Here is a 24,343-nt window from a genome sequence, read left to right as displayed (position 1 = left end):
ACGGAGTGAGTACTCACTCCGTCAAGGGCACGAGTGTCGCCGTGGCACCATCGAAGGCGTGCCTTTCGCCATGACGACGGGCGGCGTCAAGCTGTCCTACCAGGTCCGCGGCAGCGGCCCCGCGCTCGTGCTGCTCCAGGGCCAGGCCAACGACCACCGCTGGTGGGACCCGGTCCGCGACGACTTCGACCGCGCCCACCGCACGATCACCTTCGACTACCGCGGCACCGGCGACAGCGACAAGCCCGACGAGCCCTACACCACCCGCGGGTTCGCCGAAGACGTGCTGACCGTGCTCGACGAGCTGGGCGTCGCCCGCGCCGACGTCTACGGCACGTCGATGGGCGGCCGGGTGGCCCAGTGGCTGGCCGCCGACCATCCCGGCCGGGTGGGGGCGCTGGTGCTCGGCTGCACCTCACCCGGCGGCGTCCACGGCCTCGAACGCGGCGCCGACGTGCGCAGGGCGCTCGCGCAACCCGACCGGGCCGCCGCCGGGCGGGCGCTGCTGGAGCTGATGTACACGCCGGGCTGGCTGGCCACGCATCCGGGGCCGTACCGGACGGTGGGCGATCCGGGCATGCCCGCCCACGCCCGCCGCCGCCACCTGGCCGCCAGCGCCGGGCACGACGCCTGGGCCGTGCTGCCCGGCATCACCGCGCCGACGCTGGTCGTGCACGGCACCGACGACGTGTTCAACCCGGCCGCCAACGCCCCGCTGCTGGCCGGGCGGATCCCGGGGGCGGAGCTGCGGCTCATCGAGGGGGCGCGGCACGCCTACTTCGAGGAGTTCCGGGAGGTGGCGAGCCCGCTGGTGCTGGAGTTCCTGGCGCGCTCGCGCGGGTGAGGCGGGCGGCCAGCCCCTGCAGGTGTGCGACGAGCTCGGGCGGCTCGTGCGCCTCGAACTCGCAGCCGAGCGTGATCAGCCGGAAGGCCAGCCAGTCCAGGGTGTCGGCGGAGGCGCGCAGGAGGCAGGTGTCCGCGTCCAGCGGGGTGACCTCGCCGGGGATCACGCGGGCCACGGCCTCGGCGGGCGCGTGCAGGGTCACGACCGCCTCGTACGTGGGCGCGCCCGAGTAGAGCTTGGCGGCGACGTACGCGGCGGGGTCCGCCGGCTCGATCGTGGTGATCCGGGCGCCCGTGGCCCGTACGTCGTCGATGCGGTCGACGCGGAAGAGCCGCCGGTCGTCCCGGTCGTGGTCGTGGGCCAGCAGGTACCACCGCCGTCCGGCGGCCACCAGCCGGTACGGGTCCACCAGCCGGGCACTCCGCGCGCCGTCGGCCGCCAGGTACCGGAACCGCACCCGTTCACGGTTGGCGACGGCCATGGCCAGCGTCGTGAGCCGGCCCGGATCGACGTCGAACCCCTCGGCGCCGGGCAGCGGGACGGTCGCGGCGCCGAGCGAGGCCACCCGGTGGCGCAGCCGGGACGGCAGCACCTGCTCCAGCTTGGCCAGCGCGCGCACCGACGCCTCCTCGATGCCCTGCACGGGATGCCGGGCCGCGGTGACCAGGCCCACGGCGATGGCGACGGCCTCCTCGTCGTCCAGCAGCAGCGGCGGCATGGCCGCGCCCGCGACCAGCCGGTAGCCGCCGTCCGCGCCCATGGTGGCCACCACCGGGTAGCCGAGGTCGCGCAGCCGCTCGACGTCGCGCCGGACCGTGCGGCGGCTGACCCCGAGCCGTTCGGCCAGCTCGCCGCCCGGCCATTCGCGCGGGGTCTGGAGCAGGGACAGCAGGCTCAGCAACCGCAAGGACGTCATGCGTCCAAGAATGCCGCCCATGTAGGACAGGAATTGACCTACTGGCCTCATAACGTCGTCTCGACGCACCGATCGAGGAGGCACATCATGACCGTCAACCCCATCCCCGAGGGCTACACCAGCGTGACGCCGTGGATCGTCTCGCGGGACACCGCCGGGCTGATCGACTGGCTCGAAGCCGCCTTCGACGCCGTCGAGCTGGGCCGGATGACCGGCCCGGACGGCGAGGTCCAGCACGCCGAGGTGCGGATCGGGAACGCCGTGGTGATGCTGTTCGACGCCCGGCCCGAATGGCCCTCGACACCCGGCCTGCTCCGCCTGTACGTGCCCGACGCCGAGGCCGTCCACCGCCGCGCGGTCGAGGCGGGCGGCACGTCCGTCACCGACGTCACGCACCTGTTCTTCGGCGACCTCGTCGGCCGGGTGCGCGACCCCTGGGGCAACCTGTGGTGGATCCAGACCCACGTCGAGGACGTCTCCGCCGAGGAGGCGGAGCGCCGGCTGGCCGACCCCGGGTTCGTCAGGGCGATGGAATACGTCCAGAGCGCGGAATTCTTCCCCGGGCGGTGAGCGCGGCGATCGCCGGCAGCGGGAAGAGCAGCAGGTAGAGGTTGGGGATCCACCAGGCGGGCGAGAAGTCGCCGCGCAGCGTCCAGAACGCGATCGCCATCAGCCCCGAGGCCGCCGTCAGCACCAGCGAGACCAGCATCAGCGGCTCGCCCGCGGGCGAGCGCCGGCGCAGCAGCCACAGGCTGGTCAGGCCGGTGGCGCTGGCCAGGAGGTCGATCCAGAGGAACGACCAGTTCCAGTCGGCCATCAGCGGATCGGCATAGTCGGCGAAGGCCCATTCGGGCGGGATCAGGCCGAGGCCGGTGACCGTGAAGTAGGCCACGAAGCCGAGATCCGTCAGCACCATCAACGCCTTAGTCGCGCGCAGCACGGTCGATGGCCTCCATCAGGTAGCGGCGGGCGGGTTCGTGCAGGCCGGGGCCGGGTTCGCCGAGGCCGAGCAGGCGGGCGGCCCACCAGCCGTCCACCGCCAGCCGGACGGCTGTCGCGGCGGCCGGGTCGATGCCGTCGTCGGCCAGCCGGGCCTGCCAGGCCGCGAACCGCTCGCGCAGCGGCTCCAGCCCGGCCGGGTCGACCAGCACGCCCGCCAGGAGCGCGACGGTGACCCGGTCGGCCGGGACGCAGGCGGTGTGCCGCTCGGGGATCGTGGCCCGCACGTACGCTCTCAGGAAGTCGCCCGGCCGTCCGCCGGCCGCCGCCAGCGCCTGGTCGAAGGCGTCGGTCAGCCGCGCGACCATGGCGGCGACCAGGGCCTGCTTGGTCGGGAAGTGGTAGAACAGGCCGCCCTTGGAGACGCCCGCCCGCCGGGCGACCGCCTCCAGCGTCAGCGACTCCGCGCCTTCCGTCAGCAGCACGTCGGCGGCGGCGTCGAGCAGCCGGTCCTTGGAACTGGGTCGTGGCATGGCCGTTACTGTACCGGCTGACCGGTATAGTTTCGAGCCGATCCGTCCCGCGCATAACTTCGTCCGACCCCGAGATCCGACATCCGCCCCCGGCCGATCGGAGCGAGCTCATGGATCATGTCGCGCACTTCCACCGGGAGGTGCGGGCGTTCGAGGCGGCCGCGCGGCGGGCGACCTCGGCGGGCGGCGCGCCCCTCGTGCCGTCCTGTCCCGGGTGGTCGGTCGCCGACCTGGTCATCCACCTGGGCGCGGTGCACCGGCACGTGCACGCGGTCATCGACGACCGTCTTCCCGGGCTGCCCGACCCCGCCGACGTCGCCGTGCTCGGCCTGCCGGCGGACTTCGGCGACTGGCCCCACCCCGACCGCGCGCCCAACACCGGGCCGGTGCCCCCGGCCGTGCTCGACTGGTTCGCCGAGGGCGCCGCGCGTCTCGGAGCGCGCTTCTCCGCCGCCTCCCCCGACGACCCCGCCTGGACGTGGTCCGCGGCGCAGACCGTCGGGTTCTGGCAGCGTATGCAGGCCATCGAGGCGGCCGTCCACCGCTGGGACGCCGAGAACGCGCTCGGCCCGGCCGCCCCGATCGACGCCGCGTTCGCCGCCGACGCCGTCACCCAGGTCTTCGAGGTGATGGCCCCGGCCCGCCGCTCCTGGACGCAGGCCCCGCCCGGCGAGGGCGAGCGCTACCTGTTCCGCCAGAGCGACGGGCCAGGGAGGTGGGCGGTGTGCTTCGACGGCGACGACGTCCGGCTCACCGGCGACTCAAAGGGCGCGGTCGAGCTCGCCGGAACGGCCTCCGACCTGCTGCTGCACCTGTGGCACCGGCTGCCCGCCGACCGGCTCGACGTACGCGGCGACCGGGCCCTGCTCGACCGCTACTTCACGCTCGTCCCACCCGTGTGAGCCTGCTCTCGGCCTCACGCCTCCCCGCCGAGGCGCTCGACCACCACCCCACCCGGATGCAGCGGCAGGCGGCGCCCGGACATGCGGTGCAACGGCAGCCGGACGAGCACCGGATCGGTCAGCTCCGGCCAGGGCGCGCCGGTCAGCCGTTCCAGCCGCCCGGCCTCCTCCCGATCCCGGACGACCTCCGCGACGCCGGTCACCAGCACGCTCCACCCGGTGCGCATGGCCGGCTCCATGTCGTCGATCTCGAACGCCATCGGCACACGGTGCTCGATCGCCTCCAGGATGCGGCCGGGCGGGATCCGGAACACGACGGTGTCGGCGTCGAGCGTGAAGTTCACCGGCAGCACGATGATCGTGCCGCCCGGCCGCGCCCACGCCACCCGGCCCACGGGGACCGTGGACAGCAGCGTCAGGCACTCCTCGCGACTCATCGTCCGGATGCCCCCCAGATCCATGCCGTCCATCCTCTCACCTGGGCGGACGCTTCCTCGCGGCAGGCTCGCGGGCGGTGGCGAGCATGGAGTCGAGCGCCTCCCGCGAGGCCGCCAGGCGGCTGATCTCGCCGCTGATGCGGGCGCGCTCGCGGTTGAGGTTGTCCATCATCTCGGGGCAGGAGGAGGGCACCATGTCGGCGCCGTCGTCATGGACGCAGTGCAGCACCCTGGTGATGACCGACGTGGGCAGGCCGGCGTCGAGCAGCGCGCGGATGTGGCGCACCTCCGCGACGTCGGTCTCGGCGTACTCGCGGTAGCCGTTCGGCAGGCGCAGCGGTTTGAGCAGGCCCTGGTCCTCGTAGTAGCGCAGCAGCCTGCGGCTCACTCCGGTCTGCCGGGCGAGATCGCCGATTCGCATGGAACCTCCGGGTTGACCTTCACATGGATGTGACCCTTTATCGTGCCCATTGTCGCCAATACAGATGGGAGATGAAGGTGTCCGGAGCAGTGATCATCGCAGCGGGGCCGGGGATCGGGCAGGCGGTGGCGCGCCGGTTCGCCGCCGAGGGGCTGCCGGTCGGCCTGGTCGCGCGCAGCGCGCGGACGGTGGAGTCGGCGGCGGCGTCCCTCACCGCGTACGGGGTGCCGGTCGCCACGGCGGTCGCCGACAGCACCGACGAGGACGCGTTGCGCGCCGCGCTCGACAAGACGGCCGCCGAGCTGGGCCCGCCCGACGTCGTGGTCTACAACGCCGCGATCGTCCAGGCCGACCGGCCCGGGGAGCTGCCGGCGCGGGCCCAGCTCGACGCGTACGCGGTCAACGTCGTCGGGGCGCTCACCGCCGCCGCCCACGTGGCGCCGGGGATGGCCGGGCGCGGCGGCGGCACGTTCATCGTCACGGGCGGCATGCCGTACCCCAAGCCGGACTACGTGAGCCTGTCACTGGGCAAGGCCGGCGTCCGGACCCTGGTGACGCTGCTCGACCAGGAGTACGGCGCGGACGGCGTGCACGTGGCCAGCGTCACGGTGGCCGGCGTGGTCGCCCCCGGCACCGCCTTCGACCCCGACGACATCGCCGAGCACTACTGGCGCCTGCACACCCAGCCCCGCGACCAGTGGGAACACGAGGCCCAGCACCTCGGCACCTGACCCCTCACCAGGCGGCGACCGGTGACTCGCCCTCGCCCGAGCGCTCGCCCGCGTCGATCGGGACCGACGTGGTGGACTCGTCGGCGAGGTCGACCCGGTGCGCCCGCCATCCGTCCGTGTACAGCAGGTGCCTGCCGGTCCCGTCGATGCTGAAGCGAAGGCCCAGCGAGGCTCCCCGCGGCAGGGTCAGCCGCGCCACCACCTGGGGCCGGCCGCCCCCGATCGGCACCCGCTCGACATCGTGACCGTTGGAGTACAGCAGGGCGCCCCCGTCGGGGGTGAAGGCCACCGACTGGGGGCTCCACACCGCCCTGTCCGGCCTGACCGGCCGCGACGCGGCGATCAGATCGGTGCCCGCGTTCCCCAGGTCGAGCACGCTGAGGCCCCCTCGGCCCAGCACCGTGGCCACCCGCCGCCCGTCGGGGGCCCAGGCCAGCCCCATGACGGCGGTGCTCTCCCGGGTGACCCAGTCCCGCCGCCGCCCGGTGGCCAGATCGAGGACCGCCACCTTGGTCCCGCCGCCGATGAGCGTGACGGTGTAGGCGAGCCTGGTGCCGTCCTGGCTGAGCGCCATCGCGGTCACCTGGTCGCGCTCGGGTTCCAGGTCGGGCACGAGCTCCGGCTCGCCGGGCCGCCCCTTCTCGTCGAGACGGATGCGGAAGAGCCTGAGGGGCGTGTCCAGCCCCGTCCATCCGGCCAGCACGAAGGTGCGGTTGTCGGGGGCGGCGGCGACGAGGTGCCAGGACGAGCGCACCCCGGGCGGCAGCGGCACGGCCGCCACGAAGGCGCCCGTCACGGCGTCGTTCACGGCGGGCGGCACCGGCGTGGCGTCCGCCGTCTTGGACGAGTCCGCAAAGGAGAAGATCGGCGTCCGGGCGGTGACGAAGAAGCGCGGCGGGCCGGTCGCCGTCAGCGGCTTGCCCGTCGCCATGGGCTCGGCCAGGGAGGTCGCCGGAACCAACGGGGGCGGCCGGAAGTACGACGGCGAAGGAGTGCCGCCCGGCATCGCCGGGGCGTCCGTGGCGACGTGGGGCATGGCCGGTGCCAGGCTGGACGACGGCGGCGCGGACGGGTCGTTCATCAGGGACACCCGCTGGGTCGCCGGGTCGGCGCAACCGCCGGTCAGCGTGAGCACGATCAGGCCCGCTAAGGCCACCTCCGTACGGGATCGCATGCCTCGATCGTGCCACAGCGACCGCCTACCCGGCGGGCGGACCGGCGGCGATCGCCATCCGGTTCCAGACGTTGATGGCGGCGATCGTCCACAGCAGGTGGGCCAGGCCGGTCTCGTCGAAGTGCTCGCGGGCCGCGTCGAACACCTCCTCCGGCACCCCGGCCTCGGCGATCCTGGTCATCGACTCGGTGAGCGCCAGCGCCGCGCGTTCGGGCCCGGTGAACAGGGTGCTGTCGCGCCAGAGGGCGAGGGTGCGCAGGCGTTCCTCGTCCTCGCCCGCCTCCAGGGCGGCGCGGGTGTGCATGCCGAGGCAGACCGCGCAGCCGTTGAGCTGCGAGGCCCGCACCCGGACGAGCTCGGCGATCGCGGGATCGAGCTCCCGGCTCGCGGCGGCGTCGAAGCGGGCCATCGCGGAGTGCACGCCGGGCGCGGCGCCGTGCAGGTCGATGCGCATCACGCCACCTCCAGGGGACGGCGGCCCTGCACGGAGTAGGTCACGCACGAGGTGGCGCGGAAGTCCGGATGGGCCAGCAGCGCGCGCACGCCGGCGAGCTGCCGGTCGGTCAGGCCCTCCTCGGCGAACCGGTCGCGCAGGTGCCTGGTGTGGTGGGCGACCAGCCGCGCCCCCGGCGAGCGCGCGTCCCACAACTCCACCCGGGGCCTGGGGTCGACGCCGGTCAGCCCGGCCCGCCGCATCGCCGCCGCCGCGTGACGTCCCCAGGCCACGTCCACCCCGGCGCGCGTCATCACGCGGATCTTGGCGCGTATGAACGTCTCGTAGAGCTCGGCCGAAGCCGGGTCGGGCATCAGCAGCCCGGGGCCGTAGGTGATGTCGAACTCGTCGAGCTGCAGCACGCCGCCCGGCCGCAGCGCCCGGACGAGCCGGTCCAGCACGGCCAGCCGCTCCGGCAGGAGCAGCAGCACCAGCCGCGCGTGCACCACGTCGAACGCGGCCTCCGGCAGCGGGTCGCGGACGATGTCGTGCCTGACCACCTCCAGCCGGGGGGCCACGGGCTCGAAGGCGGGCTCGATGTCGGTGGCCAGCACGCTCCCGGCCGATCCGACGCGGCGGGCCAGCCACTCCGCCACGCTGCCGCCGCCCGCGCCCACCTCCAGGCACCGCATGCCGGGACCGACGCCCGCCTCGGCCAGGCGTTCGATGGTCATCGGGTCGTAGGCCAGCTCCAGGCAGCGGTGCTGCTCGGCGACGTGGTCGCGGCGCTCGCCGAACACGTAGGCGGCCCGGCTCATCGGCCGCTCCTCATCGGGCTGCGCGGGACGGGCACCGCCGACCGCGCGGCCAGCCGGGTGAGGGTGGCGGCGCAGACCTTGCCGGTCGGGCCGAGCGGCAGTTCGGGCAGCCAGAGGAACCGTTCGGGGAGTTTGCGCCGATCCAGGCCGCGTTCCTCACGCAGGTAGACGATCAGCTCGGCCGGGGACGGCGGTCTCGCGCCGGGCCGCGGCGACACGCAGGCGCACATGCGCTCCCCCAGGTCGTCGTCCGGCACCGGGACGCAGAAGGCGTCGGCGACGTCGGGATGGGCGCTGAGCTCGCGTTCGACCTCGGCCGGGGAGATGCTGAGGCCGCCGCGCATCACGACGCGCTTGATCCGGTCGAGGACCCACAGCGTGCCGTCGGGGTCGAGGCGGCCCAGGTCGCCGGTGCGGACCCAGCCGCCGGGGGCGCGGTAGCGGTCGTCCAGGTCGGGGGCGGCGACGTAGCACAGGGGGGTCATCGGGCCGAGTGCCCAGATCTCGCCCGGCTCGCCCGGCGGCACCGGCTCGCCCTCGGCGTCCCGGATCGTGATCTCGGCGACGGCCGGGTCCGGGGTTCCGGCCAGGCCGGGGGCCCACCGGTCCGGGGTGCGGCCGGTGTGGCAGTTGACGCCGTCGGTGGAGCCGTACACGTTGACGAGCGGCACGCCGAAGCGGCGGGCGCACGCCTGCCTGGCCTCGCCGTGCAGGGGCTGGGCGCTGGTGACGACGCGGCGCAGCGACGACAGGTCGGCCTCGGCCGCCGAGTCGGCCATGCGGCGCAACATCGTCGGGACGCCGTACAGGTGGGTGGGGCGGTGCCGCTCGACGGCGCGCAACGCGTCGGCGGCGTCGAAGCGGGCGCGCAGGATCAGCGTGCCGCCGTGCCGGGCCAGCAGGACGGAGGTGCCGCAGGAGCCGTACGAGGAGGCCAGCGAGACCAGCAGCAGGTTGCGCGTGGGCCCGTCCTCGCCCAGCACGGCCCGCAGGTAGGCGCCCCGGCCGCCGGCCATGGCGTTGTGGGAGTAGGCGACCATCTTCGGCTCGGACTCCGTGCCGGAGGAGAGCAGGATGCGGGCGGGCCACTCGGCGGCCGGGCACGCGGGCCGCCACCCGCGGACGTCCCGCTCGGCCACCTCGTCGAGCGATCGGGTGCCCGGCATGGGCGGGCCGAACGTCCACGTCTGCGCCAGGTACGGCAACCCGGCCCGCAGCCCCAGAGCCAGCTCGGGCACGGTGATGAGCGCGGCCGCCCGGGACCGGTTCAGCAGGCCCGCGATGTCGCGCCGCCCCCGCGTGTGCGGGATGGGCAGGGCCACCGCGCCGACGGCGGCCACCGCCAGCTCGGCCACCACCGCGTCGCGCCCGTTGGGCAGCAGGACGGCGACGATGTCGGCCGGTCCGCGCCCGGCGGCGGCCAGTGCGGCGGCGGCCCGGCGCACGCGGGCGTCCAGCGCGGCGAAGTCGTGCGAGCCGGTCTCGTCGGCGACCGCCTCACGCTCCGGCGTGCGCCGCACGTGCCGGCTGAACAGGCTGTACAGGTCCAGGTCGGGGCACAGGCCGCGGGCGGTCCATGCCGCGCGCACGCCTGCGGGCACGCGGTCGGCCAGGACGATCCCGTTGGCCGACGTCCAGGGCAGGGGGTCGGTACGCATTCAGAGGGCCTCCTCGTGGCGGGGGGCTGGCACGAACGTCCAGGGGGCACGGCTGTAGGCGGCTTGCGGGGTACGGTCGAGCACCCGGTCGAATGCGGGGTCGTCGGCCATGGCGGCCAGATCCGTCACGGGGGCGGTCTCCCGGCTCGCCGGGGCCGTCCCGGGCGGGCCGGCGCGCAGCAGGCGGGCCGCGTCCATGAGCGCCGTCCCGGCACGTACGCCGGCGCCGGTGCGGGCGCGGGCCACCAGGGCCGCGACGACGGCTTCGGCGCTGATCAGCGCGCCCAGCACGTCGGTGAGCGTCATCAGGGACGGCGCGGGCTGCTCGCCGGGTCCGGCCAGCCGCGCCGCCACCCCGCTGTAGGCCTGCACCAGGTAGTCGGTGCCCATGGGCTGCGGCGGGGGCAGCGCCTCGGCCCATCCCCCGGCCTGCGCGTACACCAGGGACGGCCGCATGGGCGCGAGGTCGTCGTGGTCCAGCCCGTACGAGCAGGCCCGGCCGGGCGGCCAGTTGTGCAGGAACACGTGGGCGCAGGCGATCAGGCGCAGGGCGGCCCGGCGTCCGGCGCCGGACTTGAGGTCGGCTTCGAGGGCGCGTTTGCCCCGGTTGAGCGCGAGGAACCGGGCCGAGGTGGGCCCCGCCATCGGCGGCACGCCGCGCAGCGGGTCCCCGCCGGGCGGCTCCAGCCGTATGACGTCCGCGCCGAGCAGGCCGAGCACGTGCCCGGCCAGCGGCCCCTGCACCCGGTTGGTGGACTCCACGACGAGCAACCCGGCCAGCGGGCTCAGGGCGTCCCGGGCGAGCGGCGGCAGGCCGGCCGGCTCCCCGGCGGCGGCCTCGGTCAGCGCGCGCAGCCGCCACGGCGAGGTGGGCGGGGGCGCCAGCGGCGCGTCCGCGTCCCGCACGGGGAGCACGCTGACACCGGCGTCCGCGGCGGCCGCCACGACGTCCCGGTAACCGGCGACGGCGGCCGTCCTGCCCAGGCCGGACGGCAGCGTGCAGGTCGCCGTCGCGAACCGCTGCTGGAACGGCGGCCAGCCCGCCGCCGCGGCCCGCGGCTCGGCGCCGAGCAGGTCCCAGAACCGCCGCCAGCACTCGGCGTCGAACGTCTCTATCTCGAACCGCACGCCGTCCGCCGACCGGAACGGCGGCACCCGCCCCTCTCCCCGGGACGGCATGCCGCCCGCGGAGAGGGGCGGGTCGGAGCGTTCACAGGTGGCGACCGCGATGTACTGGGTGAGCGCGAGCAGCGCCGCCTGCGCGACGGACGTGCGCGCCGCCAGCGCGGGCCCGCCCCGCAGCAGCGCGAGCAGCACCGCCGTGAGCGCCTGGGCGCTGAGCACCCCCGCGCACACCGACGCGTAGTCCAGGCGCAGCGTCCTCGGCCCGCCGGTGGCCCGCCCGTGCACGTGGGCGATCCCGCAGGCCGCCTGCACGTCGCGCTCGTCCGCCATCGGCACCCCGACCGGCCCCGACCAGCCGATCCCGCACTCCGGCAGCGCCTCCCCGGCCTGCCGAACGGCGCGGACGCGACCCCCAGCCACCCGGCGGGCGCCCCGTCCGGCGGCGGCGCGCCGTCGAACCGGACCTCGCAGCCCAGCGCGCACAACCGCTGGACGGCCACCCGCAACGCGACCGACTCGCCGCGCGCCCGCACCACCACGCCCGCCAGCGGCCAGGCGACAATCTCCCGCTCGGCGACGGACCGGCCGGCGGCCCGCGATCCCGGCCTCACGTCCACCGCCCGGTGCCGTAGGTGTCCGGGGTCTCGCCCAGCAGCTCGCGCAGCGCCGTTCTGCGGACCTTGCCCGTGCCGGTGCGGGGGACCTGGTCCCAGGTGATCACCACGGGGTCGGCCAGCTCGGGCAGGTCCGCGACGGCCCGCCGCCACGCGTCGCGGTCGAGGCCGCCGTCCTCGGTGACCACGACCGGCACGGAGGGCCGTCCGGGAACGCCCAGGATCACGCACTCCAGCACCCCGGGCAGCCGGTCGTCGATCACGTCCTCCAGCTCCACGCAGCTCGCGCCCGGGATCGTGTCGGTCTCCCGGTCCACGAACCGCACCCGGCCGGTACGACTGAGCGCCCCGACGTCCCCGGTGTGCCACCACCCTCCGAGCCGTTTGCCCAGCCACCGGTCCTGCTCGCCGACGTACCCGAGGCACAGGGCCTTGGTGCGGCAGACCACGAGCCCGCTCGCGCCGCGCGGCAGCGGACGCAACGTCTCGCGGTCCACCACCCGCAGCCGGGTCCGCGTGGGCACCGGACGCCCGAGGTCGCGCGTGGTCGGGTGCCGGCCGTCGCCGTCCGCCATGGACCGGCGGGTGAGCAGGCGGAAGGTCAGCGGCCCGGTCTCGCTCTGCCCCCAGCCCTGCATCCACACCGGCCGCCGGCGCCGGGTGGCGTTCAAGAAGGCGCGCACGGTGGGCGGGTGCACGGCGTCGAACGTGCTGATGTACAGGCGTACCCGCGCGAACGGGCCGGCCTCGCCCAGCGTGCGCCGCTGCCACCGCACGTATGTGGCCGGCAGCGCCTCCAGCGTCGTGGGCCGGTGCCGGGCCAGGAACGGGCCGGCCTCCTCCCAGCCGGGCGCGGAGACGGCCAGCACCTTGGCGGGGCCGAGCCACAACACGCTCGCGGTCCAGGCCAGGGCCCGCCCGTGGGCGAAGGAGATGGCGCTCGCCACGACGTCGTCCGGACGGCTGCCCAGCACCGGCCACCGATGGGCCTCGAACCCGGCCAGGCGGCGCAGCAGCGTACGGGTGGAGTGCACGACGAGTTTGGGCACCCCGGTCGTCCCCGAGGTGTGCATGACGGCCAGCGGATCGTCCAGCGCGGGCCGGTGCACCGGCGGCACGGCCCAGCCGCGCACGTCGTCCAGCGACAAGAGCCCGTCGGCCGTGCCGTCGACGACCAGGGTGCGCGGCGCGTGGAAGGCCAGGCCGGGCCGGGCGGCGAGGGCGGAGTCGGTGACGAGGAGCGCGGGCTCCAGCCGTTTGAGCAGGATCTCCAGCACGTCGGGCGGCAGGTCGGCGGACAGTGTGGCGGGCACCGCCCCGATGCGCGCGGCCGCGCAGGACAGCAGCACGTAGTCCCAGTGGTTGCGCTTGACGACGGCGACCCGGTCACCGCGGCGCGCGCCGGCGGCTGCCAGCCAGCCGGCCGCCTCCCTGACCAGCTCTGCCAGGTCCGGCAGGTCGAGGTCGGTGCCGAGGTGGGGGGCGATGTCCAGAGGGCGGCTCACGTGCACGCCGGTCCGGCGGCCGCGTTCGGCGAGGTCGTCGAAAAGGGTGCCCAACTCCATGGGCCGGGTGAAGAAGGCCATCTGCTTTCTCTCCATGCGCGTACGTCGTTGACAGGCGGGCGGGCGGCTACGACAGGCGGGCGAGCACCCGCGCGGCGGCCTGCTCCCCCGCCGCGACCGCGCCTTCGCTGCACGGCCGCAGGGCGACCCAGTCGCCCGCGTAGTCGACCGCCGCCCCGGGACGCCCCTCGAACGCCGCCCGCAGCGCCAGCGCCCGCGGCGTCGCCTCCGGCAGCCCGTGCGGGAAGCGGTGCACGTGGAAGCGGGCCACCCGGCCGGCCAGGCCGGGCACGAACCGCTCGGCGCGTCCGACGAGCTGGTCGGCGACCTTCTCGTCGCTCTCCCCGATGAGCGCGGCCGTGCCCTGCGGCGAGGTGATGAGCGAGATGAGCCCGGTACCGGCGGGGGCCCGGCCCGGGTGCTTGTGGTGGTCGACGGTGATCACGTTGAGCACGGGGTCCTCGGCCGCGGGCACGAGCGTGGCGAACCCGCGCCAGCCGGGCGCCGCCGGCCGGGAGAGGACGAGGCTGAGCCGCAGCATGGGCGCGTACGTGCACGCCTCCAGGTACGCCCGCTCCGCCGGCGGGGCGCCGGGGTGCAGCCGGGCCGCCACGGGCGCGGGCACGGCCAGGACCGCCGCCCGCGCGCTCACGCTCCCCCGCGGCGACTCCAGCCGCACCCCTCCCGGGCACGGGACCACCCCTGTCACTTCGTGCCCGGTGACCACGTCGAGCCCGGTGGCGAGCACCCTGGCCAGGGTGTCCATGCCGTCTCGGTAGGTGTGCCAGGTGTTCGTGCTCCCGGTGCTCGTCAGGTGCTCGGCGAACACCGCGGCGGACGAACGCCCGGCGTCCCAGCCGAAGAACCCGGCGACCAGCGGCTCGACGAGGAACGCGCGCAGGTCGGGATGGTACTTCCCGACCAGGTCGGCGACGGTGGCCTCCGGGCCAGGACGGCTGCGGGCCAAGCGGAGCCGGAGGCGTACCAGGTCGAGCCGGGCGCGCGGCGGCAGGCCCGCGCCGGTGAGCAGCCCGAGCGGGCGGCCGACGTGCGGATGGACCCGCCCGTCGCGCCACACGCCGACGGCGTCGGGCACCCTCGGCACGGCCGCCGCGTCGAGGCCGACCGCCCTGATCAGCCGCCAGGTGGCCGGGTAGCCGTCCGCGGAGGGCAACATCTCGGCGCCGGTGTCGATCAGGCAGCCCCGCGCCCGCAGGGTGCGCATCCGCCCGCCCACCGCCTCGGCCGCCTCCAGGACGCGGACCGCGAGCCCGGCCCGGTCCAGCGCGTACGCGGCCGCCAGGCCCGCCGGCCCGGCCCCCACCACCGCGACGTCCACGTTCATGCCAGGACCAGGTTGGCCAGGATCAGCACGCCGACGGTGACGCGGTGGGTGCGGATCGCCACCCGCCGGGCCCGCAGCACGTCTCCCCGTACGAACCCGATCACGAGCTGGGTCGCGCGGAGGGAGAGCAGCGGCACGAGCACGCCCAGGAACCACCAGGGCGCGACCCCGGCGGCCACGGCCCACGCGACGACCAGGCTCTCGGCCGCGCTCACCGCGGTGACGAAGGCGGCGTTGACCCGCGGGGACGTCCGCGCCGCGACGGTGAACCGCCCGGCCGCCCGGTCACCGCGCGCGTCGTTGGTGTTGGAGTACAGACCGAAGATCATCGGCCCGAGCCCGAAGAGCACCGCCTGCACCGCCACGAACCCGCCCGCCTGCCCGGTCAGCAGCCCGTACGGCACCAGCACCCACCCCACGCCGAGCCCGACGAGGAACAGCTCCTGGAACCCCCGGTAGCTGAGCTTGAGCCCCCACGAGTACTGCACGGCCGCGACCACGCACGCCGCCGCCGTCACGACCACCCACGCGGGCCGGTGGGGGGCGGCGGCCACGACCGCGGCCCAGAGCACGGCGCTGATCGCGGTGGCCGTCCAGGCGAAGCGCAGCGCCTGCCGCTCGGTGAGCGTGCCGGCGACCAGCGGTTTGCGGGCCAGTCTGCGCCGGGCGGCGTCGGAGGAGTAGTTGGCCGCGTCGCTGCCGTCGCGGTGGCCGGTGATGTCGTCGAACCCGACCATCGCGGCCACCACGGCCGCCTCGGCGATCAGCACGGACAGCAGCAGGCCGACGGCGTACGGCTGCCAGCGCCCGGCCGGCGGCAGCAGCGACCACACCAGCGGCAGGCCCAGGTAGTAGTCGTAGATGTCGAGCTTGGCCAGCCGCGCGTAGGGGCCGAGGCCGCGGGTGACCACCTGGTCGGTCATGGGTTCTCCTGCGGGGAGCCGTGGGCGAACGCGCAGACCGCGTCGGCGATGCGTTCGACCTCGGCGTCGGCGAGCCGCGGGTGCAGCGGCAGCGACAGATTGCGCCGGGCGGCCGACTCGGCCACCGGCCAGGACGCGCCGGGCGGCGCGAAGGAGGCGAAGGCCGGCTGGGCGGGCAGCGTGCGCGGGTAGTAGACGTGGGTGGCGATGTCGCGGGCGGCCAGGTGGGCCGCCAGCGCGTCCCGGTGCTCGGTGAGCACGGTGTAGACGTAGGGGAACCGCCCGTCCCCGCCGACGGGCGGTGCCACGAGCCCGCGTTCCGCGAGGGGCTCGAACCGCCGGGAGTAGTAGGAGGCGATCTCGGCCCGGCGCGACAGGCGGTCGTCGAGGCCGGCCAGCCGGTGGAGCTGGAAGGCCGCCATCACCTCGTCGAAGCGGCTGTTGTGGCCGACGCGGTGGTGGTGGAAGCGCCGGGCGCCGTCCTGGCCGTGGTTGCGCAGCATCCGTACGCGCGCCCCCAGTGCCGGGTCGTCGGTGATCACCACACCGCCCTCCCCCGGCATGCCGAACGTCTTGACCTGCACGAACGAGTAGACGCCCGCGTCACCCCACCGACCGGCGGGCCGTCCGCCCAGCGTGCCGCCCTGGGCCAGCGCGGAGTCCTCGACCAGCCGCAGGCCGTGCCGGTCGGCCAGCTCGCGGAAGCGCGGCATGTCAGCCATCACGGAGAACATGTGGGCAGGCATCACCGCTCTGGTCCGCCCGGTGACCAGCGACTCGGCGGCGGCGGGGTCGGCGGTGAGCCGCACGGGGTCGACGTCGGCGAAGACCGGCCGCGCCCCGGCGCCGACGACGGTGGCGGCCAGCGGGGCGCAGCCGAAGGCGGGCACCACGACCTCGTCGCCGGGCCCCACGTCCATGGCGGCCAGCACCAGGGTGAGCGCGGACGTGCCGCTGGAGCAGGCCACGACGTCGGCCGCGCCGAGCCGGTGGCGCAGCTCGCGTTCGAACCGGGCGGTGTGCTCGCCCAGGATGAACTTCTGGGCCTCGCCGGTGCCGACGGCGTAGACCGTGCGCAGCAGCGTCGCCCGGTCGGCCTCGAACAGGTCGGCGGCGAAGAACGGCACCCGGCTCATCCGCGCCGCCCTCGGTAGAAGCCCTCGATCTCGTCGCACACCCGATCGGCCGCGGCGTCGGACAGGTCGGGGTAGAGCGGCAGGGCGAGCGCCCGCTCGCAGGCCGCCTCCGCCCTCGGGAAGTCGCCCCGGACGTGGCCGAGGTGGGCGAAGCAGGGCTGGAGGTGCAGCGGGACCGGGTAGTAGACCTCAGTGCCGATGCCCGCCGCGGCCAGGTGCGCCGCCAGTGCGTCGCGGGACTCGACCTCGACGAGGTAGACGTAGCTGACCCGGTTGCCGCCCGGGTGCGGCGGCGCCGCGCCCGGCACGGCCAGCACGCCGGGCACGTCGCGCAGCCGCGCGTCGTAACGGGTGGCCAGCTCGGACCTGCGGGCGATGTCGGCGTCGAGCCGGGCGAGCTTGGCCAGCAGGACGGCGGCCTGGAGGTCGTCCATCTTGCTGTTGCAGCCGGGCAGGATCGTGGGGTTGGCGATGCCGGGGAAGTGGTCGAGGGTGCGGCCGCCGCGGCCGTGGTGGCGCAGCGCCCGCGCGGTCTCGGCGATGCCGTCGTCGTCGGTGAGCAGCGCGCCGGCGTCGCCGATGGCCCCGAGGGTCTTGGACGGGAAGAACGACAACACGCCGCCCGCGCCGACGAGCCCGGCGTGGGTGCCGTCGAGGCGCATGCCGATGGCCTCGGCGCTGTCCTCCAGCACGGTCAGGTCGCGCCGCCGGGCGACCTCGCACACGCCCCGCAGGTCGGCCAGGCGGTCGAACAGGTGCGCCGGCATGACCATCGTGGTGCGCGGCCCGGCCACGGCGTCGACGGAGGCCGGGTCGATGCCGTGGCCGTGCTCCTCGATGTCGGCGAAGACCGGCACGCCGCCGGCCAGCACGACGGAGCTGGCCGTCGCGATGAAGCTGTAGGCGGGCACCACGACCTGGTCGCCGGGTCGCAGGCCGGCCGCGCGCAGCAGCAGCACCAGCGCGTCGGTGCCGGAGTTGACGCCGACGACGTGCGCGGCGCCGGTCCACAGGGCGAGCCGGCGTTCGAGCTCGGCGACCTTCGCGCCGTGGGAGAACTTGCCGCGGTCCAGCACGTCGACGCACCCGGCGCGGATCTCCTTCCACAGCCGGTCGAACGTCGCCGCCTGGGAGAAGAAGGGGATGGGAGCGGCGGCGCGGGGCGGCGATCCTCCGGGCGGAGAGAGTGTTTTCTCCAAGGTTCCCGTCCTGGGTGCGATGGTGGCGGCGGGGCCGCCCGGGGATGCGGCCCGGACGGCCCCTTCTTCGGGCGGAGCCGCCCGGGGACAAGGCCCCCGGACGGCTCCCTCGGCGGAGCCGCCCCGGAGACAGCGGCTCTGGGCGACCCTTCGGCCTGCTCGGGCCTAGGTCACCTGCCGAGCAGGGGGATGTCGTTCTTGCCGAGGTGGTAGTCGCGGACGGCGGCGACCAGCTCGGAGACGGAGAGTCTGCCGGTGCCGTCGGTGTCCATCTGCCGGAAGGCCTCGGCGGCGACCGCGCCGTCGAGCCCGATGGCCGCGAACCACTTGGCCATCTCGGAGGAGTCGACCTCGCCGTCGTTGTCACGGTCGAGGACGTTGACGATGGCCTGGATGGTCGGGCCCACGACCTGGGCGAACCCGTCGTCGCCCCTGCTGATGATCTCGCGCTCGGCGGCCTGGAGGAACTGCGCCTGGTCGAGCCGCGACGCGCCCACCGCTCCCGCGAGGTGGTCGAACATCGCCAGGTACGCCTGCTTCAGCTGCTGCGCCTGCGGCGTCCCCTGCACGCCCAGGCCCTCGATGATGCCGTCGGCCTCGTTCTCGAAGTCGGAGCGCTCGATCGCGCCGGAGCCGTCGTTGTCCCAGAGGCGGAAGCGCTCTTCCAGCCGGCTGGTCGTCTTGGTGCCCGCAGCCATTGTCTGTCCTTTCGTGACACGCGCCCGCCCGCCGTCGTGGGGATCATCGGGGGGAGGGACGCGACCTCTAGTGGGGCTCGAAAACGAGTGGTTCCCACTACTGTGCGCAATCAACAGATTACCCTGAGTGACTGAAGGTAAACCAGAGGTCACGGAAAGTAATCGGAAGTCTCTGGAACGGCTCTACAGCAGGGGCCAGCGGAGGACGCGGGCGCCGCCCTCTTCGGGGTCCTCCGGGAGCGCCTGGCTGAACACCAGCGGCTCGCCCGGCATGAGTCCCAGCTCCCGGCCGGTGACGGCGGGATCGCTGTGGATCAGCACGTTGTAGTGGTTGGGCAGGTGGCAGGCGTCGAAGCCGAGCAGCACCCCGACCCGGCGCCCGCCGATCCAGACCTCGTCGCCCCGGTCCAGCACGCCGGCCGCGACGATCTCGGCGAAGCCCAGGAAGGCGACCCGGTCGATCCGGGCGCCCGCGTCGGTCTCGGTGTGGTCGGTGGCGACCAGCTCGTGCACCTCGCCGGCGCGCACGCACCGGCTGGCGTGCGGTTCGAGCCGCATGCCGCGGTCCTGCCTGCGGTGCACCAGCACCTTGAGCAGCGTCCCGGTGACCGCGGTCTTGGGGCCGTCCTCGTCGGGGTTCACGCGGCCCCCCGTCCCGCGCCGGCCTTCTCCAGGCGGTAGACGTCCTCGACGAAGCGCAGGGCGGGCAGGCCGCCCTCGCCGTCGGGGGTGCCGTAGCGCACCGAGCGTTCGAACGCGGCCAGCACGCCCTCGTACTCGTGCCACAGGGAGTTCTTGAAGCCGGAGTGGCCGGCCAGCATGTCGGCGTACAGGGTGCGGCCGTCGGCCAGGCGTACCTGCAGGTCCTTGCGTTCGCCCGGGTAGGACCAGTCGAGCAGGATCCGCGCGCGGGCCGCGCCGGCGCGCAGCTCGACGTCCGCCTGCCGGTCGGCTCCCGCGGCGTCCCGGTCGACGTGTGCGGAGACGACGTGCGCCGGGCCGAGCAGCAGGTCCACCAGGTCGTAGGCGTTGGGCCCGTTGTCGGCGACGCAGCCGCCGCCGCAGCGCCGTACGTCCAGGTACCAGGAGTCGTCGCCCGCATGGTCCTCGATGCGTTCCAGGTAGCGCACGGTCAGCTCCTCGACGCGGGCGCCCGCGCACGCCGCGCGCAGCCGTCCGACGGCGGAGTTGTAGCGCCGGTGGAAGGCGGTGAACAGCGGCACGCCCGAGCTCGCGGCCAGGTCCGTGAGCCGCCTGCCCTGCGCGGCGTCGAGGGCGAGCGGCTTCTCCACGCAGACCGGGATGTGCCGCTCCAGCGCGTCGGCGCAGACCCGGGCGTGCAGGTCGTTGGGGACGGTGACCACGACGGCGTCGGGCCGTTCCTCCTCCAGCAGCCGGACGTGGTCGCGGTAGCCGGGGACGCGGTGCCCCTCCAGGACGCGCGGATCGGTGTCGCACACCGCGGCCAGCCGCAGCCCGGACGAGCTGTGCAGGGCCGCCAGGTAGAACCGCGAGATCACGCCGAGCCCGATGACCGCGACGCGCAGCCGGGCGCTCACCGCTCCACCACCAGGGCGGGGGCGTCGAGTCCGGTGGCGGCGGCGAGGGCGGCCAGCTCGTCGTACAGGTCCGTGGCGAGCGGGACGCCCGAGCGCCGGTGTTGCTCGGCCCGGCGATGCTCGTGCCAGCCGGGATAGCTCACCGGCGAGCCGGGATCGGCGGGCGGGCAGCCGAGCAGCGCGCCGAACATCGTGGCCGCGTCGCCCTCCATGCCCTCGCGCAACGCGCCCGGCGCGACGGCCAGGGCGAGGAAGCCGATGTCGTCGTCGCGCCCGCTCGGGCCGCCGTCGCCGTCGTGGGCGTCGGGGTGGGCGCCGAGACCCGCGCCGGACACCAGCGCGGCCAGCACCTCGACCGCCACCCCCAGCCCGAAGCCCTTGTACTGCCCCGCCTGGCCGCCCAGCCAGAGCAGGTGCGCCCGCCCCTCGTCGAACGCCGCCGCGTCGGTCACGGCAGCGCCGTCGTCGCCGGCCAGCACCCCTTCGGGCAGCACGTCGCCGTGCCGCGCGGCCTGCCTGACCCGCCCGGTGGGCATGGCCGTCGTGCTCATGTCCAGCACGAACGGCGGATGCCCGCCCGCGGGGGCCGCGACGCTGATCGGGTTGGTGCCCAGCATCGCCACCGCGCCACCGGGCGGTCTGGCGATGCGCTGCCGGCCGCAGTTGCTCGCGATGACGCCGACCATGCCGTACTCGACCGCGCGCAGCGCGTGGTGTCCGGCGCAGCCGAGATGGGTGCCCCCGCGTACGGAGACCAGGCCGACGCCGTACGTCGAGGCGCGGCCGGCGGCGATCTCCATGGCCAGGCCGGCGGCCCACAGGCCCAGCGCGCGGTCGGCGTCGAGCAGCACGGCCGCGCCCCGGTCGGCCAGCACGGACGGCTCGGCCAGCGGATCGACCCGCCCCTCGTCGAACAGCGGCAGGTAGAGCCGGGTCAGGTTGGCCAGGCCGTGTGAGGTCATGCCGACGAGGTCGCCGTAGCACAGCGCGGCGGCGGCCTCGCGGGCTCGTTCCGGGGCCAGGCCGCGGGTGGTGAACACGGCGGCGACGAAGTCCAGCAGGTCGTCGTGGCGCACCCGTACGGCGGCCCGCGCCGGCTGCCGGGCGACCCTCGGGACCGGCGGGTACGGCTGCGCGGGCGGTGCGTCCGTCGCGGGTGAGGCGGTGGGGTTCATGCTCCTCGTCCAATCCTGTCGTCGGTGAAGGCGATCATCAGCCGGGCCACGGCGGCGGCGAACCCGGCGAGTTCGGCGGCCCGCGCGAACTCCCCTTCGGCATGGGCGTTGTTGCCGGCCAGGTCGCCCGGCCCCAGGACGACCGTGCAGGCGCCCTCGACGCCCGCCATCCAGATGGCGTCGCAGGTGAACGCCGGCTCTCCGGCGGGCCAGGGCGGGATCCCGGCCCGGTCGCGCAGGAGCGCGTGCCCCCACGCGTCGCGGTCGTCGAGCACGGGCAGGCCGCGCTTGCGCCACTCCAGCCGGGTGACGGCCCTGGCGTCGCGGGCGGTCCTGGCGAACAGGGCGGTGCCGCCGAAGGCCGCCGCGAAGGCCGCGAGCCCGTCGTCCAGGGCCCGTGCGAGGTCCCGTTCCAGGCGCCGTCCGGTGGCGGGGGTGGCGTAGGGCAGGTTGAGCAGGAGGGAGCCGCGGCCGTACACCTGGTTGTGGCGGGTGCCGGTGTGCAGGCCCGCCACGCACACGGTGTCCGGGTCGAGCGCCCTGGCCAGGTGCTGGGCCAGGAAGCCGAGCAGGACCGTGGCGTTGTGCCCGGCGGCCGGGCGGTCGTCCACGGCGTGGTCGCCGTCCACCACGATCCGCGCGGTCGCGGCGGCCGTGCTGCGCGGCAGGAACCGTACGCCGGTGGGCTCGCAGAAGACGTTGAGCCGCCCGACGTAACCGCGTTCGACGAGCGGGCGGGTGCCGAGCACGCCCATGGCCCCGCCCTCCTCGCCCGCCACGGCCTGGATCAGCACCCCGACCTCGCGCCCGATGGCCGGACGGCACACGCGCGCCGCCCGCAGCCCGGCCAGCAGCGCGACGGCCGGGCCCTTGGCGTCGATCGCGCCGCGGCCGTGGAACCGTTCGCCGTCGAAGCCGGCCGGTCCGCCGCCGGCGACCGTGTCGAGATGCACGTTGAACATCACCGTGCGGGACGCCGGGAGGCCGGGGCCCAGCCGCAGCACCAGGCTGGGCTGGCCGTCCAGGAAGCCGGGCAGGTCAAGGGCCTCGCGCACGGGCGCGGGGACGTCGGCGCGGTCCAGCTCGGCCGGGCGCACCGAGGTGTGCCGCACGGTGCGGAAGCCGAGCGGCGCGGCGGCCCGCGCGTACTGCTCCTGGGCCTCGCGCAGCCGCGGCGGCGGCCCGGCCGGTCCGGTCTCCAGCGGGCCCGCCGTGGGCAGCCGCAGCAGCCTCAGCAGCAGGTCGCGCTCCGCCGCGTCGAGAGGCACGGCGTCAACGTCCATCGACCTGCCCCACCAGCCGTTCCAGCGCCCGCCCGTACCGGACGAACGCGGCCCGGTCGCCGGCGCCCGGGTCGTCGAGGTGGGGGCGCAGCCGCAGGTGCGGCTCGATGGACAGGGCGCCGGCGTAACCGTGGGCGGACAGCAGGCGCAGGCACTCGGCGACGCCCGCCCGCCCCTCGCCGGGCAGCACGTAGACGACCTCGCCGCCGGGGCCGGTGACGGCGTCCTTGACGTGGACGTGCGCGACGTACGGGACGACCTCGCGCAGCATCGGGGCCGCCGGATAGCCGTGGGCGACGCCGTTGCCGATGTCGAAGAGCAGCCGCAGCGCCGGGCTGCCGATCCCGGTGACCAGGTCCAGCATGCGGTCGGCACGGTCGCCCGCCCAGCCGGCGCAGTTCTCGTGGACCAGCAGCAGGCCGGCGTCCTCGGCCCGGCGGGCCAGCTCGCGCAGCCGGTCGCGGACCCTTCGCCCCCACTCGGGCTCGGGCAGGCCGCCCGAGGGGAAGGACATGATCCGCACCAGCCGCGTCCCCAGCACGGGGCAGCGGCGCGCCAGCACGTCGAGCTCGGCGAGGTCGAGCGCGAAGTCGCCGGTCACCGGCCGCGACCAGTCGCCGATCTTCGAGGCGACCGCGACGACCTCGGCCCGCGCCTCGCGCAGCCGCCGCGCCGCGCGCCGGAACGCCTGCTCGCCGAGCGCGGCGACCGGCACGCCGTCGACCGTGCGCAGCTCCAGCCGGTTCCAGCCCAGCTCCCCCACGGCGGCGAGCTGGCCGTCGAGGTCGGGGGCGGCCTCGTCGCCGATGCCGGCCAGCTCAGGAGGTGGTGCCTGCACGCGGCGCCTCCTCACGCCCCGGCTCGTGCGCCGCGCACAGGTGCTTGGCCTCGGTGAGCAGTCGCACGGCGTCGACCTGGACGGGCAGCGCGCCGGGCGAGCGGCGGGCGCGGGCGTAGCGGCGGTAGGCGGCCAGCAGGAAGGCGGGCAGGGCGTCGTCGGTGAACACCGTACGCCGTTCGCCCTCGGCCGTGGCCACCCTGAGCTGGGCGGTGTGGTCGGCGTCGCTGCACGGGTAGTGGCCGGTGAGCGTGCCGTGCTCGAAGTGCAGGGAGATGCGCCGCTCCCGGACGGGCGAGGTCAGGTCGGAGTCGATCTCCGTGCGCACGCCCGAGTAGTGGTCGAGCCGCAGCCTGGCCCGTCCGAGCCGGGGCAGCCGGAGGCGTTCGGTGACCATGTCCTCCCAGGACGCCGCCGAGATCCGGGCGCCGCCGGCCAGGCTGAGCACCACGGCGAGCGCGTGCGGCATCTCGATGTCGAAGGCCGTGGTGGCGTCGGGACGCGCCGCGCTGCGGGTGAACCTGGGCTTGTTCTGCACGACCCGGATCTGCCGCAGGGGGCCGAACTCCTCGGCCCGCATCGCCGCCCGCAGCCGGCCGGTGAGCGTGCTGTCGAGCCAGTGGGTGGCGACCGTGAGGTCGAGGCCCCAGCGCCGGCGCACCCGGGCCACGGCGGCCAGCCCGACCAGGTCGAGCGCGAGCGGCTTCTCCACGATGAACTTGCGGTAGCCGAGCGGCGCCAGCCGGGCCAGCATCCCGGCCCTGACGTGCGGCGGGGTGCACAGGTGTACGACGGTCCGGTCGGGCGGCGCCAGCGCGGCGGCCTCCTCGGGCGACCCGGCCGTCACCGCCCCCGCACGCCCCCGGGCGGCAGGAGGGGGTCGAGGACGACGACCGGATCGGGCGCCAGCAGCCCGGGGGCCGCCTCGCGCACCTTGGCCAGGGACGGCAGATGCAGCCCTGCGCCGGATCTGCCCATCCCGACGATGAATGCGTGCAACATGCTGGCGAGCGCCTCTACTCCGTCGCGTACTCGGCTTTCCGGCCCGTACTTTTCCCGCCGGAAGGACGACCTCAT

The 24,343-nt window shown here is 75.4% G+C and carries 27 protein-coding genes; 4 read left to right on the top strand and 23 right to left on the bottom strand.

Translation table 11 applies throughout. The annotated features are described in order from the left end of the window. Positions 1–58 precede the first annotated feature (58 nt). On the top strand, positions 59–844 hold the full coding sequence (locus ACNF49_RS09465; RefSeq protein ID WP_482943452.1) for an alpha/beta fold hydrolase: 786 nt from the start codon (positions 59–61) through the stop codon (positions 842–844). Here the strand turns inward: ACNF49_RS09465 and ACNF49_RS09460 are convergent. After that, positions 753–1,760: a helix-turn-helix transcriptional regulator gene (locus ACNF49_RS09460; protein WP_482943451.1), complete on the bottom strand. Its 1,008-nt coding sequence runs from the start codon at positions 1,758–1,760 to the stop codon at positions 753–755. The two genes, ACNF49_RS09465 and ACNF49_RS09460, sit on opposite strands and share 92 nt — an antisense overlap. A gap of 87 nt (positions 1,761–1,847) precedes the next feature. Between ACNF49_RS09460 and ACNF49_RS09455 the strand changes: the two genes are divergently transcribed. After that, the gene (locus tag ACNF49_RS09455) at positions 1,848–2,330 is read left to right on the top strand and encodes a VOC family protein (protein ID WP_482943450.1); all 483 of its coding nucleotides are present in this window, start codon (positions 1,848–1,850) and stop codon (positions 2,328–2,330) included. Here ACNF49_RS09455 and ACNF49_RS09450 read toward each other — a convergent pair. Together ACNF49_RS09450 and ACNF49_RS09445 are read right to left on the bottom strand one after the other, a co-directional pair. Beyond that, positions 2,281–2,700 (bottom strand): DUF5360 family protein, encoded by a 420-nt coding sequence (locus ACNF49_RS09450; RefSeq protein ID WP_482943449.1) that lies wholly within the window; start codon positions 2,698–2,700, stop codon positions 2,281–2,283. The genes ACNF49_RS09455 and ACNF49_RS09450 overlap by 50 nt on opposite strands. Then, positions 2,684–3,232: a TetR/AcrR family transcriptional regulator gene (locus tag ACNF49_RS09445; protein WP_482943448.1), complete on the bottom strand. Its 549-nt coding sequence runs from the start codon at positions 3,230–3,232 to the stop codon at positions 2,684–2,686. Before ACNF49_RS09445 ends, ACNF49_RS09450 begins: the two co-directional genes overlap by 17 nt. A gap of 110 nt (positions 3,233–3,342) precedes the next feature. Here ACNF49_RS09445 and ACNF49_RS09440 point away from each other — a divergent pair, with 110 nt between their 5' ends. Continuing rightward, positions 3,343–4,134 carry a maleylpyruvate isomerase N-terminal domain-containing protein gene (locus ACNF49_RS09440; protein WP_357985379.1) on the top strand — a complete coding sequence of 264 codons (792 nt, stop codon included), beginning with the start codon at positions 3,343–3,345 and terminating at the stop codon, positions 4,132–4,134. A gap of 14 nt (positions 4,135–4,148) precedes the next feature. Here ACNF49_RS09440 and ACNF49_RS09435 read toward each other — a convergent pair whose 3' ends face one another. Together ACNF49_RS09435 and ACNF49_RS09430 are read right to left on the bottom strand one after the other, a co-directional pair. Further along, complete coding sequence (locus tag ACNF49_RS09435) at positions 4,149–4,595, bottom strand: pyridoxamine 5'-phosphate oxidase family protein (RefSeq protein ID WP_357985382.1); 447 nt, start codon at positions 4,593–4,595, stop codon at positions 4,149–4,151. Positions 4,596–4,608: 13 nt separating this feature from the next. Further along, complete coding sequence (locus ACNF49_RS09430) at positions 4,609–4,992, bottom strand: MerR family transcriptional regulator (protein ID WP_357985385.1); 384 nt, start codon at positions 4,990–4,992, stop codon at positions 4,609–4,611. Between the two features lie 89 nt (positions 4,993–5,081). On the opposite strand from ACNF49_RS09430, the gene ACNF49_RS09425 reads away from it, so the two are divergent. Then, positions 5,082–5,723 carry an SDR family NAD(P)-dependent oxidoreductase gene (locus tag ACNF49_RS09425; protein ID WP_482943447.1) on the top strand — a complete coding sequence of 214 codons (642 nt, stop codon included), beginning with the start codon at positions 5,082–5,084 and terminating at the stop codon, positions 5,721–5,723. A 4-nt stretch (positions 5,724–5,727) separates the two neighbouring features. Here ACNF49_RS09425 and ACNF49_RS09420 read toward each other — a convergent pair whose 3' ends face one another. The 18 genes from ACNF49_RS09420 to ACNF49_RS09335 all read right to left on the bottom strand — a co-directional run bounded on the left by ACNF49_RS09420 (position 5,728) and on the right by ACNF49_RS09335 (position 24,268). Next, positions 5,728–6,897 carry a WD40 repeat domain-containing protein gene (locus ACNF49_RS09420; RefSeq protein ID WP_482943446.1) on the bottom strand — a complete coding sequence of 390 codons (1,170 nt, stop codon included), beginning with the start codon at positions 6,895–6,897 and terminating at the stop codon, positions 5,728–5,730. A gap of 25 nt (positions 6,898–6,922) precedes the next feature. Continuing rightward, positions 6,923–7,351, bottom strand: coding sequence for a carboxymuconolactone decarboxylase family protein (locus tag ACNF49_RS09415; protein ID WP_482943445.1), 429 nt, complete (start codon positions 7,349–7,351; stop codon positions 6,923–6,925). Beyond that, entirely contained in the window at positions 7,351–8,148 is a 798-nt protein-coding gene (locus tag ACNF49_RS09410; RefSeq protein ID WP_482943444.1) for a class I SAM-dependent methyltransferase, read from the bottom strand. The genes ACNF49_RS09415 and ACNF49_RS09410 overlap by 1 nt, the downstream gene beginning before the upstream one ends. Beyond that, positions 8,145–9,806, bottom strand: coding sequence for a class I adenylate-forming enzyme family protein (locus ACNF49_RS09405; protein WP_482943443.1), 1,662 nt, complete (start codon positions 9,804–9,806; stop codon positions 8,145–8,147). The genes ACNF49_RS09410 and ACNF49_RS09405 overlap by 4 nt, the downstream gene beginning before the upstream one ends. Then, the gene (locus ACNF49_RS09400) at positions 9,807–11,351 is read right to left on the bottom strand and encodes a CoA transferase (RefSeq protein ID WP_482943442.1); all 1,545 of its coding nucleotides are present in this window, start codon (positions 11,349–11,351) and stop codon (positions 9,807–9,809) included. 187 nt (positions 11,352–11,538) lie between these two features. Then, positions 11,539–13,146, bottom strand: a complete 1,608-nt coding sequence (locus tag ACNF49_RS09395) for an AMP-binding protein (protein WP_357985406.1) — start codon at positions 13,144–13,146, stop codon at positions 11,539–11,541. Positions 13,147–13,177: 31 nt separating this feature from the next. After that, entirely contained in the window at positions 13,178–14,455 is a 1,278-nt protein-coding gene (locus tag ACNF49_RS09390; RefSeq protein WP_482943441.1) for a protoporphyrinogen/coproporphyrinogen oxidase, read from the bottom strand. After that, a complete protein-coding gene (locus ACNF49_RS09385) occupies positions 14,452–15,378 on the bottom strand; it encodes a UbiA family prenyltransferase (protein WP_482943440.1) in 927 nt (308 codons plus the stop codon). The genes ACNF49_RS09390 and ACNF49_RS09385 overlap by 4 nt, the downstream gene beginning before the upstream one ends. Continuing rightward, positions 15,375–16,514: a DegT/DnrJ/EryC1/StrS family aminotransferase gene (locus tag ACNF49_RS09380; protein ID WP_482943439.1), complete on the bottom strand. Its 1,140-nt coding sequence runs from the start codon at positions 16,512–16,514 to the stop codon at positions 15,375–15,377. The genes ACNF49_RS09385 and ACNF49_RS09380 overlap by 4 nt, the downstream gene beginning before the upstream one ends. Continuing rightward, positions 16,511–17,713 carry a DegT/DnrJ/EryC1/StrS family aminotransferase gene (locus ACNF49_RS09375; protein ID WP_357985417.1) on the bottom strand — a complete coding sequence of 401 codons (1,203 nt, stop codon included), beginning with the start codon at positions 17,711–17,713 and terminating at the stop codon, positions 16,511–16,513. The genes ACNF49_RS09380 and ACNF49_RS09375 overlap by 4 nt, the downstream gene beginning before the upstream one ends. A gap of 170 nt (positions 17,714–17,883) precedes the next feature. Beyond that, a complete protein-coding gene (locus tag ACNF49_RS09370; RefSeq protein ID WP_357985421.1) occupies positions 17,884–18,411 on the bottom strand; it encodes an EF-hand domain-containing protein in 528 nt (175 codons plus the stop codon). A gap of 183 nt (positions 18,412–18,594) precedes the next feature. Next, on the bottom strand, positions 18,595–19,053 hold the full coding sequence (locus tag ACNF49_RS09365; protein ID WP_482943438.1) for a DUF6917 domain-containing protein: 459 nt from the start codon (positions 19,051–19,053) through the stop codon (positions 18,595–18,597). Beyond that, positions 19,050–19,970, bottom strand: a complete 921-nt coding sequence (locus ACNF49_RS09360; RefSeq protein WP_482943437.1) for a Gfo/Idh/MocA family protein — start codon at positions 19,968–19,970, stop codon at positions 19,050–19,052. Before ACNF49_RS09360 ends, ACNF49_RS09365 begins: the two co-directional genes overlap by 4 nt. Continuing rightward, a complete protein-coding gene (locus ACNF49_RS09355) occupies positions 19,967–21,145 on the bottom strand; it encodes an Ldh family oxidoreductase (protein WP_482943436.1) in 1,179 nt (392 codons plus the stop codon). Before ACNF49_RS09355 ends, ACNF49_RS09360 begins: the two co-directional genes overlap by 4 nt. After that, positions 21,142–22,428: a M20/M25/M40 family metallo-hydrolase gene (locus tag ACNF49_RS09350; protein WP_482943435.1), complete on the bottom strand. Its 1,287-nt coding sequence runs from the start codon at positions 22,426–22,428 to the stop codon at positions 21,142–21,144. The genes ACNF49_RS09355 and ACNF49_RS09350 overlap by 4 nt, the downstream gene beginning before the upstream one ends. Continuing rightward, the gene (locus ACNF49_RS09345; protein WP_357985436.1) at positions 22,418–23,266 is read right to left on the bottom strand and encodes a sugar phosphate isomerase/epimerase family protein; all 849 of its coding nucleotides are present in this window, start codon (positions 23,264–23,266) and stop codon (positions 22,418–22,420) included. Before ACNF49_RS09345 ends, ACNF49_RS09350 begins: the two co-directional genes overlap by 11 nt. Then, positions 23,247–24,113: a Gfo/Idh/MocA family oxidoreductase gene (locus ACNF49_RS09340; protein WP_482943434.1), complete on the bottom strand. Its 867-nt coding sequence runs from the start codon at positions 24,111–24,113 to the stop codon at positions 23,247–23,249. The genes ACNF49_RS09345 and ACNF49_RS09340 overlap by 20 nt, the downstream gene beginning before the upstream one ends. Then, the gene (locus tag ACNF49_RS09335) at positions 24,110–24,268 is read right to left on the bottom strand and encodes a hypothetical protein (RefSeq protein WP_482943433.1); all 159 of its coding nucleotides are present in this window, start codon (positions 24,266–24,268) and stop codon (positions 24,110–24,112) included. The genes ACNF49_RS09340 and ACNF49_RS09335 overlap by 4 nt, the downstream gene beginning before the upstream one ends. Positions 24,269–24,343: the final 75 nt, after the last annotated feature.

This window comes from Actinomadura sp. ATCC 39365 (genome assembly GCF_054392275.1).
The sequence above is the reverse complement of the archived record's forward strand: the minus strand, read 5'-3'. Positions and strand labels throughout refer to the sequence as shown.

What these genes read in the sequence shown, in the direction of transcription:
- ACNF49_RS09460 (WP_482943451.1), bottom strand. Translation starts at nt 1,760, where the DNA reads ATGACGTCCTTGCGGTTGCTGAGCCTGCTGTCCCTGCTCCAGACCCCG.
- ACNF49_RS09455 (WP_482943450.1), top strand. Translation starts at nt 1,848, where the DNA reads ATGACCGTCAACCCCATCCCCGAGGGCTACACCAGCGTGACGCCGTGG.
- ACNF49_RS09445 (WP_482943448.1), bottom strand. Translation starts at nt 3,232, where the DNA reads ATGCCACGACCCAGTTCCAAGGACCGGCTGCTCGACGCCGCCGCCGAC.
- ACNF49_RS09440 (WP_357985379.1), top strand. Translation starts at nt 3,343, where the DNA reads ATGGATCATGTCGCGCACTTCCACCGGGAGGTGCGGGCGTTCGAGGCG.
- ACNF49_RS09435 (WP_357985382.1), bottom strand. Translation starts at nt 4,595, where the DNA reads ATGGATCTGGGGGGCATCCGGACGATGAGTCGCGAGGAGTGCCTGACG.
- ACNF49_RS09430 (WP_357985385.1), bottom strand. Translation starts at nt 4,992, where the DNA reads ATGCGAATCGGCGATCTCGCCCGGCAGACCGGAGTGAGCCGCAGGCTG.
- ACNF49_RS09420 (WP_482943446.1), bottom strand. Translation starts at nt 6,897, where the DNA reads ATGCGATCCCGTACGGAGGTGGCCTTAGCGGGCCTGATCGTGCTCACG.
- ACNF49_RS09415 (WP_482943445.1), bottom strand. Translation starts at nt 7,351, where the DNA reads ATGCGCATCGACCTGCACGGCGCCGCGCCCGGCGTGCACTCCGCGATG.
- ACNF49_RS09410 (WP_482943444.1), bottom strand. Translation starts at nt 8,148, where the DNA reads ATGAGCCGGGCCGCCTACGTGTTCGGCGAGCGCCGCGACCACGTCGCC.
- ACNF49_RS09405 (WP_482943443.1), bottom strand. Translation starts at nt 9,806, where the DNA reads ATGCGTACCGACCCCCTGCCCTGGACGTCGGCCAACGGGATCGTCCTG.
- ACNF49_RS09395 (WP_357985406.1), bottom strand. Translation starts at nt 13,146, where the DNA reads ATGGAGAGAAAGCAGATGGCCTTCTTCACCCGGCCCATGGAGTTGGGC.
- ACNF49_RS09390 (WP_482943441.1), bottom strand. Translation starts at nt 14,455, where the DNA reads ATGAACGTGGACGTCGCGGTGGTGGGGGCCGGGCCGGCGGGCCTGGCG.
- ACNF49_RS09385 (WP_482943440.1), bottom strand. Translation starts at nt 15,378, where the DNA reads ATGACCGACCAGGTGGTCACCCGCGGCCTCGGCCCCTACGCGCGGCTG.
- ACNF49_RS09380 (WP_482943439.1), bottom strand. Translation starts at nt 16,514, where the DNA reads ATGAGCCGGGTGCCGTTCTTCGCCGCCGACCTGTTCGAGGCCGACCGG.
- ACNF49_RS09370 (WP_357985421.1), bottom strand. Translation starts at nt 18,411, where the DNA reads ATGGCTGCGGGCACCAAGACGACCAGCCGGCTGGAAGAGCGCTTCCGC.
- ACNF49_RS09355 (WP_482943436.1), bottom strand. Translation starts at nt 21,145, where the DNA reads ATGAACCCCACCGCCTCACCCGCGACGGACGCACCGCCCGCGCAGCCG.
- ACNF49_RS09350 (WP_482943435.1), bottom strand. Translation starts at nt 22,428, where the DNA reads ATGGACGTTGACGCCGTGCCTCTCGACGCGGCGGAGCGCGACCTGCTG.
- ACNF49_RS09335 (WP_482943433.1), bottom strand. Translation starts at nt 24,268, where the DNA reads ATGTTGCACGCATTCATCGTCGGGATGGGCAGATCCGGCGCAGGGCTG.